The 18,526-nt window shown below is 68.0% G+C and carries 16 protein-coding genes; 4 read left to right on the forward strand and 12 right to left on the reverse strand.

Annotated elements, in window-relative coordinates:
• Positions 1 to 16: 16 nt before the first annotated feature.
• The 9 genes from LJF27_RS16480 to LJF27_RS16520 all read right to left on the reverse strand — a co-directional run bounded on the left by LJF27_RS16480 (position 17) and on the right by LJF27_RS16520 (position 9,960).
• The gene (locus LJF27_RS16480; protein WP_003083922.1) at positions 17 to 1,066 is read right to left on the reverse strand and encodes a protein-glutamate methylesterase/protein-glutamine glutaminase; all 1,050 of its coding nucleotides are present in this window, start codon (positions 1,064 to 1,066) and stop codon (positions 17 to 19) included.
• 19 nt (positions 1,067 to 1,085) lie between these two features.
• The gene (gene cheD, locus LJF27_RS16485) at positions 1,086 to 1,688 is read right to left on the reverse strand and encodes a chemoreceptor glutamine deamidase CheD (RefSeq protein WP_003102220.1); all 603 of its coding nucleotides are present in this window, start codon (positions 1,686 to 1,688) and stop codon (positions 1,086 to 1,088) included.
• 5 nt (positions 1,689 to 1,693) lie between these two features.
• Positions 1,694 to 2,536, reverse strand: coding sequence for a CheR family methyltransferase (locus LJF27_RS16490; protein WP_003102222.1), 843 nt, complete (start codon positions 2,534 to 2,536; stop codon positions 1,694 to 1,696).
• 69 nt (positions 2,537 to 2,605) lie between these two features.
• A complete protein-coding gene (gene aer2 / locus LJF27_RS16495) occupies positions 2,606 to 4,645 on the reverse strand; it encodes an aerotaxis transducer Aer2 (RefSeq protein ID WP_003112650.1) in 2,040 nt (679 codons plus the stop codon).
• Positions 4,646 to 4,680: 35 nt separating this feature from the next.
• The gene (locus tag LJF27_RS16500) at positions 4,681 to 5,166 is read right to left on the reverse strand and encodes a chemotaxis protein CheW (protein ID WP_003083938.1); all 486 of its coding nucleotides are present in this window, start codon (positions 5,164 to 5,166) and stop codon (positions 4,681 to 4,683) included.
• The gene (locus LJF27_RS16505; RefSeq protein ID WP_023083869.1) at positions 5,153 to 7,072 is read right to left on the reverse strand and encodes a chemotaxis protein CheA; all 1,920 of its coding nucleotides are present in this window, start codon (positions 7,070 to 7,072) and stop codon (positions 5,153 to 5,155) included. The genes LJF27_RS16500 and LJF27_RS16505 overlap by 14 nt, the downstream gene beginning before the upstream one ends.
• A gap of 27 nt (positions 7,073 to 7,099) precedes the next feature.
• A complete protein-coding gene (locus LJF27_RS16510) occupies positions 7,100 to 7,465 on the reverse strand; it encodes a response regulator (RefSeq protein WP_003083943.1) in 366 nt (121 codons plus the stop codon).
• A 197-nt stretch (positions 7,466 to 7,662) separates the two neighbouring features.
• A complete protein-coding gene (gene cttP, locus LJF27_RS16515) occupies positions 7,663 to 8,847 on the reverse strand; it encodes a trichloroethylene chemotactic transducer CttP (protein ID WP_009875676.1) in 1,185 nt (394 codons plus the stop codon).
• 180 nt (positions 8,848 to 9,027) lie between these two features.
• The gene (locus tag LJF27_RS16520; protein WP_003083951.1) at positions 9,028 to 9,960 is read right to left on the reverse strand and encodes a LysR family transcriptional regulator; all 933 of its coding nucleotides are present in this window, start codon (positions 9,958 to 9,960) and stop codon (positions 9,028 to 9,030) included.
• Between the two features lie 116 nt (positions 9,961 to 10,076).
• On the opposite strand from LJF27_RS16520, the gene LJF27_RS16525 reads away from it, so the two are divergent.
• Positions 10,077 to 10,829: a 3-oxoacyl-ACP reductase family protein gene (locus tag LJF27_RS16525; RefSeq protein ID WP_003106691.1), complete on the forward strand. Its 753-nt coding sequence runs from the start codon at positions 10,077 to 10,079 to the stop codon at positions 10,827 to 10,829.
• A gap of 99 nt (positions 10,830 to 10,928) precedes the next feature.
• Here LJF27_RS16525 and atsA read toward each other — a convergent pair whose 3' ends face one another.
• From atsA to LJF27_RS16540, 3 genes are all read right to left on the reverse strand, one after another.
• Positions 10,929 to 12,539: an arylsulfatase AtsA gene (gene atsA / locus LJF27_RS16530; RefSeq protein ID WP_003106692.1), complete on the reverse strand. Its 1,611-nt coding sequence runs from the start codon at positions 12,537 to 12,539 to the stop codon at positions 10,929 to 10,931.
• 87 nt (positions 12,540 to 12,626) lie between these two features.
• Entirely contained in the window at positions 12,627 to 13,466 is an 840-nt protein-coding gene (locus tag LJF27_RS16535) for an ABC transporter ATP-binding protein (protein ID WP_003112653.1), read from the reverse strand.
• On the reverse strand, positions 13,463 to 15,079 hold the full coding sequence (locus LJF27_RS16540) for an ABC transporter permease (RefSeq protein ID WP_003106694.1): 1,617 nt from the start codon (positions 15,077 to 15,079) through the stop codon (positions 13,463 to 13,465). The genes LJF27_RS16535 and LJF27_RS16540 overlap by 4 nt, the downstream gene beginning before the upstream one ends.
• 266 nt (positions 15,080 to 15,345) lie before the next feature.
• On the opposite strand from LJF27_RS16540, the gene LJF27_RS16545 reads away from it, so the two are divergent.
• The 3 genes from LJF27_RS16545 to LJF27_RS16555 all read left to right on the forward strand — a co-directional run bounded on the left by LJF27_RS16545 (position 15,346) and on the right by LJF27_RS16555 (position 18,518).
• Complete coding sequence (locus LJF27_RS16545; RefSeq protein WP_003112655.1) at positions 15,346 to 16,407, forward strand: ABC transporter substrate-binding protein; 1,062 nt, start codon at positions 15,346 to 15,348, stop codon at positions 16,405 to 16,407.
• A 417-nt stretch (positions 16,408 to 16,824) separates the two neighbouring features.
• Positions 16,825 to 17,640, forward strand: a complete 816-nt coding sequence (locus tag LJF27_RS16550; protein ID WP_010793570.1) for a TauD/TfdA family dioxygenase — start codon at positions 16,825 to 16,827, stop codon at positions 17,638 to 17,640.
• Complete coding sequence (locus LJF27_RS16555; RefSeq protein ID WP_003107192.1) at positions 17,637 to 18,518, forward strand: AEC family transporter; 882 nt, start codon at positions 17,637 to 17,639, stop codon at positions 18,516 to 18,518. The genes LJF27_RS16550 and LJF27_RS16555 overlap by 4 nt, the downstream gene beginning before the upstream one ends.
• The last annotated feature ends 8 nt before the right edge of the window (positions 18,519 to 18,526 follow it).

An 18,526-nucleotide genomic window follows, 5' to 3' on the forward strand; every position in this document is an offset into this window, starting at 1 on the left:
CCGGCCAGGATCCCGCTCAGAGGCGGTTGCCGCTGCCGCGCCGGGCGGCTTGCTGGAGCAGCGCGGCGGCGATCCGTTCGAGCGGCAGCACGTCTTCCGCGGCGCCCAGTTCCACCGCTTCGCGGGGCATGCCGTAGACCACGCAGGTAGCCTCGTCCTGGGCCAGGGTGTAGCCGCCGGCCTGGCGGATCGCCAGGAGCCCGCGCGCGCCGTCCTTGCCCATGCCGGTGAGCAGGCCGGCGAGCAGGTTGCGCCCGGCGCAGCGAGCCAGCGACTCGAACATCACGTCCACTGCCGGGCGGTGGCCGTTGACCTGCGCCTGGCGGTTCAAACGCACCACGTAGTTGGCGCCGGAGCGCTGCACCTCCATGTGGTGGTCGCCCGGCGCGACCAGGGCGTGGCCGGGCAGTATGCGGTCGCCGTCGCGCGCTTCGCTGACGCTGAGCCGGGTCAGGCGATCCAGGCGCTCGGCGAAGCTGCGGGTGAAGCCGGGAGGCATGTGCTGGGTGATGACCACCCCGGGACTGTGCGCCGGCAGGCCGAGCAGCACTTCCTTGAGCGCCTCGGTGCCGCCGGTGGAGGCGCCGAGGGCGATGATCTTCTCGGTGCTGAGCAGCGGCGCCGCGCTTTCCGGCGGCGCCGGCGCGTCCGCCGCACGGCGGCGCAGGCGGGCGCGGGCGACGGTCTTGAGCTTGGCGCGGATTTCCTCGGCATAGGCCTGCATGCCTTCGGCGATGCCCAGCCGGGGCTTGGCGATGAAGTCCACCGCGCCCAGTTCCAGCGCGCGCAGGGTGGCTTCGGAACCGCGCTCGGTGAGCGAGGAGATCATCAGCACCGGGGTCGGCCGCGCCTTCATCAGCTTGTCGAGGAAGGTCAGGCCGTCCATTCGCGGCATTTCCACGTCGAGGCTGATCACGTCCGGCGCGTGCTGCTTGATCAGGTCGCGGGCGACGAAGGCGTCCGGCGCGCAGCCGACCAGGCGCAGCTCCGGGTCGGCCTGGATGATCTCCTTGAGCAGGCTGCGGATCAGGGCGGAATCGTCGACGACCAGGACACTGATGGGCATGGCGGGCTCTCCCGGAGAGTCAGAACAGGTCGATGGGGCCGCCGTCCGCGTTGCGGTCGATACGGCGGCGGTAGTCGCGTTCACGCTGCAGCACGGTGTCGTTCTTCAGCTCCACCAGGGACTTCACCAGGACCCGGCCATTGCGCGGGAAGAAGTAGATCTTGCGCGGGAAGGCCTCCAGCACGTCGCTGGCGAGCAGCGGGATACGCTCGGTGGCCAGGTAGTCGAGGGTGAACTCGACGTTGCGCTGGCCGATGGCGGCGCTGATCTGGCGCAGTACCGAGCCGCCGCCGAAGACCTTGGCCTGCAGGCGCTCGCGGCTGGCGCCGAGGGCCAGCATGCGGTTGATCAGCAGTTCCATGGCGTGGCTGCCGTAGCGCGCCGACGGCGAGGCCGGGTCGCCGCCGAGGCCGCGCTCGGGGAGCATGAAGTGGTTCATCCCGGCGATGCCGTTGAGCGGGTCGCGCAGGCACACCGAGACGCAGGAGCCGAGCACGGTGACGATCACCAGGTCTTCGCCGCTGGCGAAGTATTCGCCGGGCAAAAGCTTCACCGCATCGCAGGCGAAGTACGGATCGTAGTAGCGGTTCAGCGGCGCGCCTTCCCGGGCCTGGAGATTCATCGCGATCAGGCCGGGCTGTAGACGGTCTGGCCGACGGAGCGCACCAGGTGGCTGGCGTGGACGAAGTTCTCCGAATGCCCGGCGAAGAACAGGCCCTCCGGCCGCAGCAGGGCCACCATGCGTTCCAGCAGGCGGGTCTGGGTCGGCTTGTCGAAGTAGATCATCACGTTGCGGCAGAAGATCGCGTCGAGTTCCCCGGCGATCGACCAGTCTGCCTCCAGCAGGTTGATCTGGCGGAACTCCACCAGTTGCCGCAGTTCCTCCACCACCCGCGCCTTGCCGGCGTTGGGCCCGGTGCCGCGGAGGAAGAAGCGTTTCTTCAGCGGCGCCGGCATCTGCTCCAGACGCTCCAGCGGATAGACGCCCTGGCGGGCGCAGTCGAGCACCCCGGTATCGATGTCCGAGGCGACGATCTTCACCGGCGGATCGAAGCTGCCCAGCGCCTCCACCAGGGTGATGGCGATCGAATAGGGTTCCTCGCCGGTACTCGCCGCCGCCGACCAGATGCGCAGCGGGCGATGCCGCTGCAACTGGCGGCGGGCGAGGTCGGCGAGCAGGGGGAAGTGGTGGCGTTCGCGGAAGAATGCGGTGAGGTTGGTGGTCAGCGCGTTGACGAACAACTGCTGCTCGCCCGGCTCGCGGTCGAGGTGGGTGAAATATTCGGCGAAGCTGCCGAGCCGCAGCAGGCGCAGGCGCCGCGAGAGGCGGCTATAGACCAGTTGCGCCTTGCTCTCGGCCAGGCTGATGCCGGTCAGTCGGTAGAGCCGCTCGCGTACTTGCTGGAAGTCCTCGCGGGTGTAGTGGAACTCCTGGTTGCCGAACACCGGCGAAGGCGTGGAGGTGGGCATTGGCGTCGGGTTTCCCTGGTCGACCCTAAGGGCTTGCCGCCCTCCGCCTGGCGGAGGCGCGGCGTGGTCTCAGAACTCTTCCCAGCCGTCTTCCTTGCGCGCCTTGCTGGCCCGCGCCATGCCGCTGCGGGCCAGCGGCGCCGGCGCGCTGGGGCGTGGCGCGGACGGCCGCGCGCTGGCGAGCTGGACCACGCTCGGCGGAGTGTCCAGCCTGAACACCGCCACCGACTGGTTGAGCAGGCCCGCCTGCTCCTGCATGGCCTCGGCCGCGGCCGCGGCTTCCTCCACCAGCGCGGCGTTCTGCTGGGTCATGTCGTCCATCTGCGAGACCGCGCTGTTCACCTCTTCGATGCCGGTGCTCTGCTCGGCGGAGGCGGCGGCGATCTCCGACATGATGTCGGTGACCCGGCGGATCGCCACCACGATGTCGCTCATGGTCTGTCCGGCCTGGGCCACCAGGGTGTTGCCGTTCTCCACCTTGTCCACCGAGTCGGAGATCAGCGTCTTGATCTCCTTGGCCGCGGCGGCGGAACGCTGGGCGAGGGTGCGCACTTCCCCGGCGACCACCGCGAAGCCGCGGCCCTGCTCGCCGGCGCGGGCTGCCTCGACCGCGGCGTTGAGGGCGAGGATGTTGGTCTGGAAGGCGATGCCGTCGATCACCCCGATGATGTCGGCGATCTTGCGCGCCGACTCGTTGATCGAGGACATGGTGCTGACCACCTTCTGCACCACGGTGCCGCCCTGGGTCGCCACTTCCGAGGCATTGGCCGCCAGCGAGTTGGCCTGGCGGGCATTCTCGGCGTTGAGCTTCACCGTACTGGTCAGTTCTTCCATGCTCGAGGCGGTTTCCTCCAGGCTCGACGCCTGCTGCTCGGTGCGCGCCGACAGTTCGGCGTTGCCGCTGGCGATCTCGCTGGCGGCGGTGTTGATGGTGTCGGCGGCCTCGCGAATCTGCCCGAGCATCCGCGACAGGCTTTGTGCGGTGTCGTTGGAGAAATCCTTGAGCTGGCCGAAGGTGCCCTGGTAGTCGGCCTCGATGCGCTGGGTGAGGTCGCCCTGGGCCAGCGCCCCGAGCATCCGCGAGACGTCGCGCAAGCCGCGGTCGGCGGTATCCACCAGGCTGTTCAGGTCCTTCGCCAGCCTGAGGAAGAAGCCTTCCTTGCCGGCCTCCTCGACGCGCTTGCTGAAGTCGCCGGCGGCCGCCGCCTGCACCAGTTGCGAGACTTCCTGCTCGGCGCGGTGTTCCTCGGTGCGGTCGGTCCATTGCACGGCGGAGCCGAGGCGTTCGTTGGCGTCGTTGAACACTGGCACCACGTCGAGGGAGAAGCGCCGGCCGCCGAGGTTGAGCTCGGCCTTGTGCACGCCGGTGAGGTTGGCCAGCAGGTGCCGCTGGTGCGCCGGATTCTTGTGGAACACGTCGATGTTGGCGCCCATCAGGCGGCCGGCGTCGAAGTTCGGCAGTTGCTTGCGGATATCCGCTTCGGCGCGACCGAGCATCTCGCTGACGGTGCGGTTCATGTAGATGATGTTGAGATCGTTGTCGGCGATCATCACGTTGGCCGAGACGTTGTCCAGCGCGCTCTTGATCCGCGCGTTGTAGGCCGCCGTGGCCAGTTGCGCCGAGGTCGCCTCGGCGGCCCCGCGCAGGCGTTCGCGAACGCCGTCGATGGCTTCGGTGATCTGCGCCTTCTTGCCCGGCAGGCGGTCCATCAGCGGCTCGAAGTTGCCCTGGCCGTAGGCGGTGACCACGCTGACCACCTTCATCTTCACCGCGATGTGCGCGGCCACCAGTTCGTTGACGCCCTTGGCGATGCGCGCCGCGCGACCTTCCAGGCGTTCGGCGGGAATCGTCTGGTCGATCCAGCCGGCTTCGTGCTGGCGGCTCATCTCCGCCAGCCCCGCCTCCAGGCTTTCCACCTGCTGGAGTTCGGCGCGTTGTTCGCGCAGTTGCCGCTGCAGCGCCCGCAGGCTGTCGTAGAGACGCTCGTAGCCGGGCGCCGGGGCCTCGCCGACGGCGGTGTCGAGCTGGCCGTCGGCGAACGACTGGAGGAGCGTGGCGATCCGGTCGGCGCGTTGCTGCGCCACCGCATGTGCATTGAACAGACCCATTTCGATATCCCCTGCCTATCCCTCGTTGGCGCCGCTCAGGCCGCGGCTTCGTCGACCAGCGCCATTTCGCGGCTGGTCATCAGTCTCTCGATGTCCACCAGGATCAACATGCGCTCGCCCGCGGTGGCCAGGCCGAGCAGGTATTCGGTGTCGAAGCTGGCGCCGAACTCCGGCGGCGGCCTGATCGCGTCGCCGCCCAGTGCGATCACGTCGGATACCGAGTCCACCACCACGCCGACGATGCGCCGGCCGATGTTGAGGATGATCACCACGGTGAACGGGTCGTAGGTGACCTCGGCGAGGTGGAACTTGATGCGCAGGTCGACGATCGGCACGATCGCCCCGCGCAGGTTGATCACGCCCTTGATGAAGGGCGGCGCGTTGGCGATCGCGGTGACCTGGTCGTAGCCGCGGATCTCCTGCACGCGGAGGATGTCGATGGCGTACTCCTCGCGGCCCAGGGTGAAGGTCAGGTATTCCTGCGCCGGGCCGTTCGCCTGGCTTGCCTCAGTGCCGTTCATCGGCGGTGTCCTCCCGCGCCGCCAGGCGTGGCAGCGCATCGACGTCGAGAATCAGGGCGACGCTGCCGTCGCCCATGATGGTGGCGCCGGCGATACCCTCCACACGGCGGAAATTCTGTTCCAGGCTCTTGATCACCACCTGCTGCTGGCCGACCAGTTCGTCCACCTGCAGGGCGAAGCTGCGCCCCTCGGACTCGAGGATCACCACGATGCCCTGCTCCGGCGCCGGCGCTTCGCCGCCGATGCGCAACAGCTCGTGCAGGCTGAACAGCGGCAGGTACTCGCCGCGTACGCGGATCATCGCGTTGTCTTCGCCGCCGAGGCCGCGCACGTCGTCGCTGCGCGCCTGCAGCGACTCGACGATGTAGGTCAGCGGAATCACGTAGTTGACCGCTTCGACGGCGACGATCAGGCCGTCGAGGATCGCCAGGGTCAGCGGCAGGCGGATGCCGATGCGAGTGCCCATGCCGGGCGCCGAGTCGATGTCGATGCGCCCGCCCATGGCACCGATGTTGCGCTTCACCACGTCCATGCCGACGCCGCGTCCGGACAGCTCGGTGACCGTCTCGGCGGTGGAGAAGCCGGGCATGAACACCAGTTGCCAGACCTCGGCGTCGCTCATCCCGTCATGCACCGGCAGGTTGCGCTCGCGGGCCTTGGCGAGGATGCGTGGACGCGACAGGCCGCGACCGTCGTCGGAAACCTCCACCACCACGCTGCCGCCCTGGTGGCTGGCGGCGAGCTTCACCGTGCCGCTCGCCGGCTTGCCGGCGGCGAGGCGTTCGGCGGGCGTTTCGATGCCGTGGTCGATGCTGTTGCGGACGATGTGGGTGAGCGGATCGCTGAGTTTCTCGATCACGCTCTTGTCCAGTTCGGTGTGCTCGCCGTGCAGGTGCAGCTCGACCTGCTTGCCCAGGCGCGTGGCGGTGTCGCGCACCAGCCTGGGGAAGCGGCTGAAGATGAAGTTGATCGGCAGCATGCGGATCGACATCACCGATTCCTGCAGGTCGCGGGTGTTGTGTTCGAGCTGGGCCAGGGCGTGCTGCAGGCGCTCGTGGCGGCTCGGGTCGAGCTGCTCGCCGAGCTGGCCGAGCATGGCCTGGGTGATCACCAGTTCGCCGACCAGGTTGATCAGGCTGTCGATCTTTTCCACGCTGACCCGGATCGAGCCGGACTCGCCGTCGCCACGCACGGGCGCGACTGCGCCCCTGGCCGTCGCGGCGACGGCTTGCGCGGGCGCACTGGGCGCGGCGGGGCTGCCGGGGGCGCCGTCGAACAGGCCGAAGGCGCGTTCCTCCGTAGGTGGGGAACCCGGTGCCTCATCGAAGAGGCCGAACGCTTCGCTCGCGGCCGGTGCGCCGGGCGCCTCGTCGAAGAGCCCGAACGCTTCCGGCGCGGCCGCTCGTTCCGGAGCGCCCGGGCCTTCGTCGAAGAAGCCGAAGGCATCGTCGTCCGCGGTTTCCCTGGCGGGCGCGTCGTCGAACAGGCCGAAGCCTTCCTCCGCCGCTTCCTGTTCCGGCACCCGCAGCCAGCCGCGCAGCCGCTCGACCGTCTCCAGCAACGGCACCCCGGGGTCGGGACTGCCGCTGCGATGGGCGTCGAGCAGGCGCTGCAACACGTCGCGGGCTTCGAGGAAGGAACTGATCATGTCCGGCCGCAGGTGCATCTGGCCACAGCGGATGCGGTCGAGCAGGGTCTCCAGTTCGTGGGTGACGGCGGTGATGTCGTCGAAACCGAACATTCCGCTGGAACCCTTGATCGAATGCGCGGCGCGGAAGATGCCGTGCAGCGTCTCGCTGTCCGGCCGGTCCAGGTCGAGACCGATCAGGAGGAGTTCGAGGGTGGCCAGGTGTTCCTCGGTTTCCTCGAAGAACACCTGGAGAAACTGGCTCATATCCTGGGGCATGGGACCTCCCCCGCGGGGGAACGGGAATCAGGGCAGGACCTTGCGCGTCACTTCGAGCAGTTTCGGCGGGTCGAACGGCTTCACCAGCCAGCCGGTGGCGCCGGCGCTACGCCCCTGCTGCTTCATCGCGTCGCTCGATTCGGTGGTCAGCATGAGGATCGGCACGCTGCGGTAGCCGGCCAGGTTACGCAGGCTGCGGATCAGCGACAGGCCGTCCATGTTCGGCATGTTCTGGTCGGTGAACACCAGGCTGTAGCTCTTGCTCTGGGCCTTGCCGAGGCCTTCCTTGCCGTCCGCGGCCTCGTCCACCTCGTAGCCGGCGGACTTCAGGGTGAAGCTCAGCATCTGGCGGATAGACGCCGAGTCGTCGACGATCAGAATCGGTTTGCCCATGGTCTTGCGTCCTCACGGTGTCCCTACCGCAGCGCCAAGCTCGGCGGCGAAGGTGGTGTGTGCCAGGTGGCTGTGACGGAGGGCTCTGATGGCCCTTTGCTAGTTCCAGTAAAGACAATGTCCGGTGGATTTCAATTATTGGCGCCGGTTTCTCGTCGGATAGTTATCCGGTTAGACGGATTGGCTATCGATACCCCTCAGAACAATTCCACTTCGCCCACGTTGACGCTGTTCTGGCTCACCGGGCTGGGCAAGGGCCGGCGTAGTTCCTCGACCTCCCGCGCGACCCGTTCGGGCCATTCCTGGCGCGGCCGCGCCTCCAGCGCGCCGAGGCCGAGGGCGAAGGCGCCAAGACGCGCATGGTGCTTGCGCATCTGGCCGAGCAACTGGCTGCCCATGTCCTGGAATTGCAGGGCGGTGACCGCCGCGTCGACGCCCTGGCCGACTTCCAGCGAGAGCCGGTCCAGTTCGTGGATGACCTTCAGGGTGTGCCGGTTCATCGCCTCCAGGTCATCGAGCATGCCCTGGATCTTGTGCTTGGAATCGAGGGCGAAGGACATGTCCTTGTCGGCCAGTTGCGAGATCGCGCTCTCGGCGTCCTGGATCTCGTGGTGGACCACGTCGACGTGCTTGCGGATGGCGGCGGAAAACTCCGTGGAGCGGGTCGACAGCGCGCGCACTTCATCGGCGACCACGGCGAAGCCGCGGCCGCTCTCGCCGGCTCGGGCGGCCTCGATGGCAGCGTTGAGGGCGAGCAGGTTGGTCTGCTTGGCGATGGCGTCCATGTCCTGGGTCGACTGCAGGATCTCGGTGATCTTCAGGCGCACCTGGTCCATGCGTTCCACCAGTTGCTGCGAGGTCCGGCTGGTTTCCAGGGTAGCCTCGACGAACAGGCTGAGGGTCTGCTGGGTGGTCCTGACGAAGTCCTGGAAGTTGATGCCTTCGTCGACCTGGCCGCGCCCGTCGTAGCGCTCGATCAGCGAATGGGACAGGCCGCGCTGGGTATCGATGCGTTCGGCGAGGCCGTGGAAGCTGTCGCTGAGCTGGCGGATCGCCGAATGCAGCAGTTCGTCGATCTGCCGGGCGTGACCGTCCAGTTGCGCGGTTTCGTCGGCGAGCGCCCGTTGCGCCGCGCTCCAGGCCGGCGAAGCGGCATCCGCCTGCGGGTTGGCATTCGCTACCGCTTGCCGAGGGGCGCGCAGGAGGAGGACGAGCATGGCCAGGCTGGCGAACCAACCGAGCGCCAGGACCAGCCAGACGCCGAGGCCGACGGCATGCAGCCCGGCGCACAACGCCCAGGGTAGGGAAAGCAGGCCCAGCTTCAGCAGCAGGGGCCGGGATGGTAACGAAACACCGAGGGACTCGCGCATGCTGCACTCCATGTGCCGGATCGGAGCAGGGCTTCCAGGCGGTCCCTCGGGACCGTGCGGAAGACGCCTTCCAAGCTCGTCGGCGGCGTTTTCTAAAACTAGAGTCCCAATCGGTAATGTCAAACTGCCGTTTTTCCGGCGAGGCCGGTGCCAGGGCCTTTTCCCGTTTGCCGAGGCGACGGATGGCTGGCGCTAGCCGGTTGGGAAGGCGGAGAAGCGCCGGGCCAGGTCCTGGCGGCGGAAGTAGTCGACGACGAAGTCGACGAAGACCCGGGTCTTGGCCGGTAGCAGCTTGTTCGCCGCGTAGTAGAGGCTGGTGTTGCCGGCGTCGACGTACCAGTCCGGCAGGACCCGCACCAGGGCGCCGGACTCCAGGTAGGCATAGGCGTGCTGCATGCATACCAGGGTGATGCCCAGGCCCATGGCGGCGACCTCGCAGGTGGCTTCCGGGTCGCTCATGGTCATGCGTTCGCGCAGCTCGATCGGCGCCTCCTCGCCGTTGCGCCGGCGCAGCGGCCAGGAGCGCACGCGGCCGGTCTGCGGCGAGCGGATGCGGATCCCGTCGAAGCCGCCCAGGTCGCCTGGATGGCGGATTGGCGGCTTGTCGCGGAGGTAGGCGGGCGAGGCGAGGAGGATCAGGTGGCCCGGCGTCAGGTTGCGCGCCACCACCCCGGGAGGCAGTTCGAAACCGCCGCCGATGGCGGCGTCGAAGCCTTCGCCGATGAGGTCGACCTGGCGATTGTCGAAATGCCAGTCGGGCACGATGTCGGGATAGCGTTCGAGGAACTCGCCGAGCAGCGGCAGGATGTAGTCGCGGCCGAAGGCCAGCCCCATGCTGACCTTCAACGTGCCGCTGGGTTGGTTGCCGACGCTGGAGACGTTGGCGAGAGCGGTCTGGATGCCCTCCAGGCTGCCGCCGACCTCTTGCAGGAAACGCTCCCCGGCTTCGGTCAGGGTCAGGCGCCGGGTGCTGCGCTGGAACAGGCGCACGCCGAGGTTGCTTTCCAGGCGGGCGACGTTCTTGCCCACCCCGGCCGGCGTCAGGCCCAGGCGCCTGGCGGCCTCGGCGAAGCTACCGGCCTCGGCGCTGCGGACGAAGCACTGGATGTTGCTGAGGGTTTCCATGGGAAAGGGCCCGCATAAACCATTGGTATCGGCTGAATATAGCGATTACCCGCTACCAGGTCTGCAATGGACGACGGAAACTCGGGGCCTGTCTATCCACTCCGATGGAGATTTCCATGTCCGTATCCTCTGCATCCCTCGCCGGCAAAGTCGCCTTCGTCCAGGGCGGTTCCCGCGGCATCGGCGCCGCCATCGTTCGCCGGCTGGCCGCCGAAGGCGCCAGCGTCGCCTTCACCTACGTCAGCTCGGCGGACAAGTCCCGGGCCCTGGCGGCCGAACTCGAAGGCGCCGGAGCCAGCATCCTGGCCCTGCATGCCGATAGCGCCGACGCGGCCGCGCTCGTCGCCGCCGTCGACGAAGCGGCGGCTCGCTTCGGACGCATCGACATCCTGGTCAACAACGCCGCCGTCCTCGCCCTCGGTTCGGTGGAAGAGCTGCCGCTGGCCGACTTCGAGCGGACCCTGGCGATCAACGTGCGCAGCGTCTTCGTCGCCACCCAGGCGGCGGTCAAGCACATGGGCGACGGCGGGCGGGTGATCAGCATCGGCAGCACCAATGCCGAACGCATGCCGTTCGCCGGCGGCGCCACCTACGCGATGAGCAAGTCGGCGCTGGTCGGCCTGACCAAGGGCCTGGCCCGCGACCTCGGCCCGCGCGGGATCACGGTGAACAACGTGCAGCCGGGTCCGGTGGATACCGACATGAACCCGGACGACGGCGACTTCGCCGAGGCCCTCAAGGGCCTGATGGCACTGCCGCGCTACGCCCGCAGCGAGGAAATCGCCAGCTTCGTCGCCTACCTGGCCGGGCCGGAAGCGGCCTACATCACCGGGGCCAGCCTGACCATCGATGGCGGTTTCTCGGCCTGACCCGGGTCGCCTCGTTCCACCCGGCGAAGTAGCCCCTCTCCCCGACCTTCTGGCCAGACGCTCCCTCCTGAAGGGAGAGGGCGAGGGGAGAGGTTCCGCTTATCGCACCAGGAAAGGCGAAGCCCCCTCTACGACACCGGTCTCGCTGACGTATCGCTTCCAATGCTCGATCAGCTCCGCCAGCTTGCCCGGCTGGCTGTCAGCGAGGTCGTGGATCTCGCCCGGGTCGCGGGCCAGGTCGTAGAGCTGCCAGGTGGCCGGGCCCACCGGGGCCGGCAGGTACACCGCCTTCCAGTCGCCCTGGCGGATCGCACGCATGCCGAACAGCTCCCAGCCGGTCACGGTGTTCTCGTCGTGGGCCGCCTCGGTCTCGCCGGAAAGCCAACCCAGCCAAGACCTGCCGCGCGGCTCGGCGATCTCGCGGCCGCGCCAGCGCTTGCCTGGGTGGCGGACACCGGCGAGGTCGAGGAGGGTCGGGGTGACGTCCATCACCGTGGCGAAGGCATGGCTGATCGCACCCTGCCGGCTTAGCCGCGGGTAGCGCACCAGCGCTGGCACGCGAATCCCGCCCTGGGTGGTGAATGCCTTGTACAGGCGCGATGGTGCGGTGGCCGCCTGGGCCCAGCGCGGGCCATACCAGACGTAGGAATTGGCGCGGCCGATGTTTTCCAGGCTGTTGTCGTAGTGCCGGTCGAGAAAGCCCAGCAGGTCCGGGCCGAATTTCGGGAACGCCTCCAGCAGGGCGCCTTCGGCGCCGTTGTCGGACATGAACAGGACGAAGGTGTTGTCCAGCTCGCCCTGCCGGCGCAGGTAGTCCACGACCCTGCCGATGTTCCAGTCCATGCGCTCGACCATCGCCGCATAGACCTCCATCGCCCGCGCCGACTTAGCCCGTTCCTCGTCCTCCAGGGCCTCCCACTCGCGGGTCAGGGCGAGCACCGGATGGGCTTCGACGTCCGCTTCCACCAGGCCCAGCTCCTTGAGCCGGGCCAGGCGTTCCTGGCGCAGCGCTTCTGGACCGGCGTCGTAGCGACCGCGGTACTTCTCGACGATCTCCCGCGGCGCTTGCAGCGGCCAGTGCGGCGCGGAGAACGGCAGGTAGGCGAAGAACGGCCGGCTCTGGTCGCGCTCCTTGAGGTATTGCAGCAGCTTGTCGCCGAAGGCGTCGGAGGAATAGAAGCCCTCCGGCAGCGTGTCGAGGTAGCGCTCGTCTTCCACGTAGAGCGCTGGCGTACCCTTGAGGATGCGCGGAGTGCTTTCGTCGTAGGGCGGCTCGAAACCATAGTGGTTGGCGGCGCCCGGCAGCAGCGAGAAGGAACGCTCGAAACCGCGTGCATGGGGCGTCTGTTCCGGCTTCAGGCCGAGGTGCCACTTGCCGGCCATGAGGGTCTGGTAGCCGGCCTCGCGGAGCAGCTCCGGCAGCGCCACCACGCGCTCGTTGAGATGCCCTTCGTAACCCGGCTTGCCTTCCAGTTCCGGGGTCAGCGCCTCGGCCATGGTGCCGATCCCGGCGATGTGGTGGTCGGTGCCGGTGAGCAGCATCGAGCGGGTCGGCGAGCAGGTCGAGGCGGTGTGGAAGTCGGTCAGGCGCAGGCCGGCGATGGCCAGGGCGTCGAGGTTCGGCGTGGCGATCTCGCCGCCGAAGGCGCCGATATCGGAGAAGCCCAGGTCGTCGGCGACGATCACCAGGAAGTTGGGGCGTTTGCTCATGCGCGGGTCTCGTCTGGATGGGAGGAGAAGGTGGGGCCCTCGCCCCCGCCCTTCCCGCAGGGGGAAAGGGCCAGGGCAAGGGGCTTTTCAGCAAGCGATGAATTCGAAGGGCAGGTTTTCCACCCGTCGCGGCGGCGGCGCGACGTACTCGCCGTCGGCGGTCAGTTCGTGCAGCAGCGCTTCGCGCTGGCGCAGGAAGTCGAAGCCACCGCGCTCGCGCGGATGCGCCAGGCCCACCTCGACCACCCGCCTGATCCGCCCCGGACGTGGCTCCATCACCACCACCCGGTCGGCCAGGTAGAGCGCCTCCTCGACGTCGTGGGTGACCAGCAGGGTGGTGATACGGGTGCGCCGGCGGATCGCCAGCAACTCTTCCTGCAACTGCTGGCGGGTCAGTGCGTCGAGGGCGCTGAACGGCTCGTCGAGCAGCAGCAGGCGCGGGCTGGCCACCAGGCCACGGGCGATCGCCACGCGCTGGGCCATGCCGCCGGACAACTGGTGCGGGTAGGCACGCTCGAAGCCGTGCAGGCCGACCAGGCGGATGTATTCGTCGATCCGCGCCGCCTTGTCGGTTTCGCCAAGGGCTTCGTTGACCAGGCCGAGGGCGACGTTCTGCTGCACCGTCAGCCAGGGGAACAGGCGGTGCTCCTGGAACACGATGCCGCGTTCGCCGCCGATGCCGGCGATTGGCCGGCCGTCGACGCGGATCTCGCCGTCGTAGTCGCGGTCCAGGCCGATCAGCAGGCGCAGCAGGGTCGACTTGCCGCAGCCACTGGCGCCGACGATGGCGATGAACTCGCCCTCGCCGATCTCCAGGTCGAACTGCTGGATCGCTTCCAGTCGCCGGCCGTCCACGGCGAAGTGCTTGCGCACCTGGCGGAAGCTGACCAGCGGGGTGCCCGTGGCGGGCGCGGTGAATGCGTTCATGCGTGTCTCCAGCGCGTGGCGCGCGCTTCGATGCGTTGGCCGAGGGCATTGAGCAGGGCGCCGGTGAGGCCGACCAGGAGCATGCCGGCGCCGATCAGGTCCATGCGGAACAATTGCTGGGCGCCGATCATCAGGCTGCCGATGCCGCCGTCGGAGGGCATGAAGTACTCGGCGCCGATGGTTCCCAGCCAGGCGTAGATCAGCGCCAGGCGCAGGCCGGCGAACACCGACGGGGCGGCACCCGGCAGGACCAGCCGGAGCAGCCGTCGCCAGGGACCCAGGCGCAGCACCCGGGCCGCCTCGCCGAGGCTCGGCGGCAGGCTGGCGATGCCGCGCTGGGTGGCCAGCAGCAGCGGGAAGAAGGCGGCGATTGCGACGAACGTCAGCTTGGCCGGTTCGCCCAGGCCGAACCAGGCGGTGAGCAGCGGTACCCAGGCGAAGATCGCCACCTGCCGCAGTGCCGCGAAAGTGGGGCCGAAGAAGCGTTCCGCCGGGCGCCACAGGCCGAGCAGCAGGCCGCCGAGGAAACCCAGGCCGCCGCCCAGCAGGAGCCCGCCGAGCGTGCGCTTCAGGCTGTCGAACAGGGCGCCTGGGAGGCTGCCGTCGAGCGCTCCGCTCCAGGTCGCCCGCGCCACTTCCAGAGGGCTGGCGAGGATCGCCGGGTCGACCCATTCGGCGCTGCTCGCCGACTGCCACAGGAGCAGCAGCGCCAGCGGCGGCAGCCACACCTGCAGGCGCTGCCAGCCGCGTCCCGGCGGGCGCCGGCGGAATTCGCCGGTGGCGGCTTGCGGCCAGTGCAGCAGGCGGCGGTCGAGCCACTGGATGGCGCGGTCCATGCCCACCCCGACCAGGCCGATGATGAGGATGCAGACGAACACGATGTCGAGCATGAACAGTTGCCGGCCCTGCACCATCAGGTAGCCGATACCCTCGCTGGAAGCCAGCAACTCGACCGCCAGCAGCGAGGTCCAGCCCTGCGCCAGGGCCAGGCGCAGCCCGGTGAGGAAGGCCGGCAGCGCCGCCGGCAGGATCAGCCGCCAGACCAGCAGGCGTGGCGGCAGGCGCAGTACTGCGGCGGCTTCGCGCAGCTTGGGCTGGGCGTCGCGCACGCCGACCAGGGTATGGATGGTCACCGGCACCACGACCGCTTTCACCAGCACCACCAGCTTGAGCAGTTCGCCGATGCCGAAGAACAGCATGAACAGCGGGATCCAGGCCAGCGTGGGGATTTGTGCGAGGGCGCTGAAGGTGGGGAAGACCAGGCGCTCGGCACGCGGACTGAAGCCCAGCCAGGCGCCTAGCGCGGCGCCGCTGGCGACCCCGGCGAGCAGGCCCCAGGCCAGGCGCCGCAGGCTGATCGCCAATTCGCTCCAGAGTTCGCCGGCGAGCAACTCGCGGGCGCTCTGCCAGACCAGCTCGGGAGTTGGTAGCACCTGGGCCGACATCCAGTGGCGATGGCTGGCGACCCACCACAGCAGCGCCAGCCCGAGCGGCAGCAACCAGGGCAGCAGGCCGTCCCCCAGGCGCCGGGCGAAAGCCGCGGAGGGCGGCGGCGCCAGGCGCGGCAGGGGCCGGCTCCAGGCGGGCGAAAGGGTTTTATCGATATTCTTCATGGGAATATAAATCGCCGAATCAATGCATTTTTTCGCTAAGAAGGGCCATTTAAAGAAAGGCACCAGGCAGCGGCAAATGCATTTGGAGAATATTTTCCATGCTCTGGCTGCATATGACGCGGAGAGGCCCGTGCGGCCTGTCATACTGCTTGTGGTTATAAAAAAATGAATTTTTATTATTTATTTTCGAGGCGCCGCTGTGCATAGCTAGCCGCACACCCGCTCCCGGCGGGAATCCCTCTCTTCCCGTTCCAAGGAGCCGCCCCATGAAAGCGCTTACGTCTTCCCTGCTCGGTCTGTTCGCCGCGCCTGTGCTCGCCGGCCTGCTCGGTGCCTACGTGCCGCTGGCGAGCGCCGCTCCGCCGAAGGAAATCCGCATCGCGGTGCCGGACGTCAGCGCCGGCAGTTCGCACTCGGGCGGTGGCGTGGTCGACGTGCTCTACACCCGCCAGTTGCTGGAGAAGGAGTTCGCCAACGACGGCATCGCGGTGAAATGGAGCTTCTTCAAGGGCGCCGGCCCGGTGGTCAACGAAGCGTTCGCCAACGGCCAGGTGGACTTCGCCTACCTCGGCGACCTGGCGGCGATCATCGGCAAGTCCGGAGGCCTGGACAGCCGCCTGCTGGCCGCTACCGCGCGAGGGGTCAACCACTATCTCGGCGTGCAGCCGGGCTCCGGGATCAAGACCCTGGAGGATCTCAAGGGCAAGCGCGTAGGCATCTTCCGTGGCACCGCCAGCCAGTTGTCGTTCGACAATGCCCTGGCCAGCGTCGGTCTCAGCGAGAAGGACCTGAAGGTGATCAACCTCGATTTCAGTGCCGCCCTGTCCGCCCTCGCAGCCAGGCAGATCGATGCCACCTGGGGCCTGGCCGGACTGTTCGCCCTGCGCGACCGCGGGCTCGCGGAAATTCCGCTGAGCACCCGCGACCTGAACGGCGCCGGCACCCTGCAGGCGCTGCTGGTCGGCTCCGGAGCCTTCGTCGATGCCCATCCGGACATCACCGAGCGGCTGCTCAAGGTGCAGTTGCAGGCCCAGGACTGGCTGGCCCGCGAGGAGAACCGCGACGCCTACATCGAACTGGTGTCGAAGCAGGCCAGCTACCCGGTGGTGATCCTGCAGAGCGAGTACCGTGGCCGCAAGCTGGGCGACGCCCTGTCGCCGCGCCTGGACGCCGATTTCCTTGGCCGGCTGGATGCTTCGATCCAGGCGGCCAAGCGTTTCGGCCTGATCCGTCGCGAATTCAGCGCCGAGCAGTGGGCCGCGCCGGAACTGCTGGAGGCGGCCGGCAAGCTGGCCAAGGCCAAGGCCGTGGCGCAGGCGGCGGAGTGACGCCGAGCCGGGGACGGCCGAGGCGGCGCCGTTTCGTAGCAATTTGTAATATGTTTCGAGATTCTTGCACCGACCCAACCAATGACTGGATCGAGCGAAGTATCCAGCCGTTGGTCGGGGATTCTGCGTATATCGCGTCATGAAAGTTTCACGCGGGTAATCCGCAGGTTATTCCGCGATCATTTCGTTCGTTAATCGCCCCATATATTCAGATACAAAATCGGCACTGCCAATTCTTCCAGTTTTCCCTTCCGACAATTCTCCCGACCCTCCCCGGAAACAACTCCAAGTATCTCGCGGCGAACCGCCGCGTCCCGCATCTAGCCTGCCCATCACTACGACAGCGCGGCGCCAGCGCCGGGCCTCGCCCTGCGCGTCGGCGGCATTCCTGATTTTCTTCCGGAGGAGAGCGGTCATATGAATCTCGATAGCAAATTGTTCGACGCGACACTCGATCTCGAACGCGTGAAAGTTTCGGTGAGAACGCTGGTGAAGTTATCCCGCCAGGAACAATCGGCGATCATCCGGACCCTCAACGAGTTTGGTTTCCTGCTGTTGCGCAGCGAACAGGGCGAAGACAGGCAGGAACTTCTCGCGCTCAAGGAGTTGTTCGGCCGCGCCGCCCCCCACCCGCGCGCCGACGCCGACGGCATCGTGCCGATCAGCAATGCGCGGTATGTCAGCGGCTACCTCGGCTCCACGCCGCTGGAGCACAAGCTGCACACCGACGGCGCTTTCCTCGACATCCCGGAGCAATTGTGCAGCCTGCAATGCGTGCGCAACGCCCGGGAGGGCGGGGAGACCCTGCTGGCCAGCGCCGGACTGGCCTTCGAGCGCCTGCGCCGGCGCATGCCGACCAAGCATCTCGGCCTGCTGCGCGGCGACGCCCTGACCATCGTGCGCAAGCACCAGAGCAGCACCCAGCCGGTGTTCCGCCTGAACGGCGAGGCGCTGGGCATCAAGTTCCGGCAGAACGACGGGGCGGCCGAGGTGGTCGAGCACCCTGTGGCGGTGGAGGCCTTCGCCGAACTGGTGGCGGCGCTCGAGGATCCGGCCTGCCAACTGCGGATCAAGCTCGAACCGGGGGAAATCCTGGTGCTCGACAACACCGCGGTGTTGCACGGGCGCACCGCCTTCTGCGCCAACGAACTGCGCGAAATGCGCCGGCTCAACTTCGACGGCCACGGCCGCCTGCGGGCGGAGCTGGAACTGGGCTTCAAGGTGGGGTTGTGATCGCACAGTTCGTCGCGGTGGTGCTGCCGATCCTGATCTGCACCGGGATCGGTTTCGCCTGGAGCCGTTCCGCCGGGCCGGTGGATACCCGCGCGCTGGTGTTCCTGGTGGCCAACGTCGGCTTTCCCTGCCTGCTGCTGTCGTCGCTGGACCGCCCCGGCCTGTCCATTGGCATGGTGGCCGGGGTGTTCCTCGCCACCGCGCTGGCGGTGCTGGCGTTCGCCCTGCTGGGCCTGGTCGCCCTGCGCCTGCTGCGGATGCCGGTGCGGCGCTACCTGCCGTCGATCATGCTGCCGAACTCCGGGAACATGGGCATCCCCATCGCCTACCTGGCCTTCGGCGAGGAGGCGCTGGTGTATGCGGTGGCGTTCTCCACCCTGATCCAGGTGGGTCACGCGACGCTCGGCGTCTGGTTCGCTTCGGGCGATATCACCCCGGCGAGCATCCTGCGCAACCCGATGATCTATGCCCTGGCCGTGGCGCTGGGCCTGATCGCCCTGGGCTGGAGCCTGCCGCCGCCGTTGCGCGATGTGACCCGCCTGCTGGGCGGGATTACCGTGCCGCTGATGCTGGTGATGCTCGGCCTGTCGCTGGCCGGTCTGCGCCTGCACGAGACCTGGCGGCCATTGCTGCTGTCTCTGGTGCGGGTCTGGGGCGGTTTCGCGGTCGGCTATGGGATCGCTGCCGGCCTGGGCATGGAGGCGGTGGCGGCGGGCACCTTCGCCATCCAGTGCGGGATGCCGACCGCGGTGCTCACCTACCTGTTGGCCAAGCGTTACGACGGCCCGGTGAACGAAGTGGCAGGCATGGTGCTGATCACCACGCTGCTGGTGCTGCTCTCCACGCCTTTGTTCATCCAGTTGCTGCCGCGCGCGTGAAGACGATC

The sequence above is a fragment of the Pseudomonas sp. 203-8 genome (assembly GCF_020708595.1).
Classification (GTDB): domain Bacteria; phylum Pseudomonadota; class Gammaproteobacteria; order Pseudomonadales; family Pseudomonadaceae; genus Pseudomonas; species Pseudomonas aeruginosa.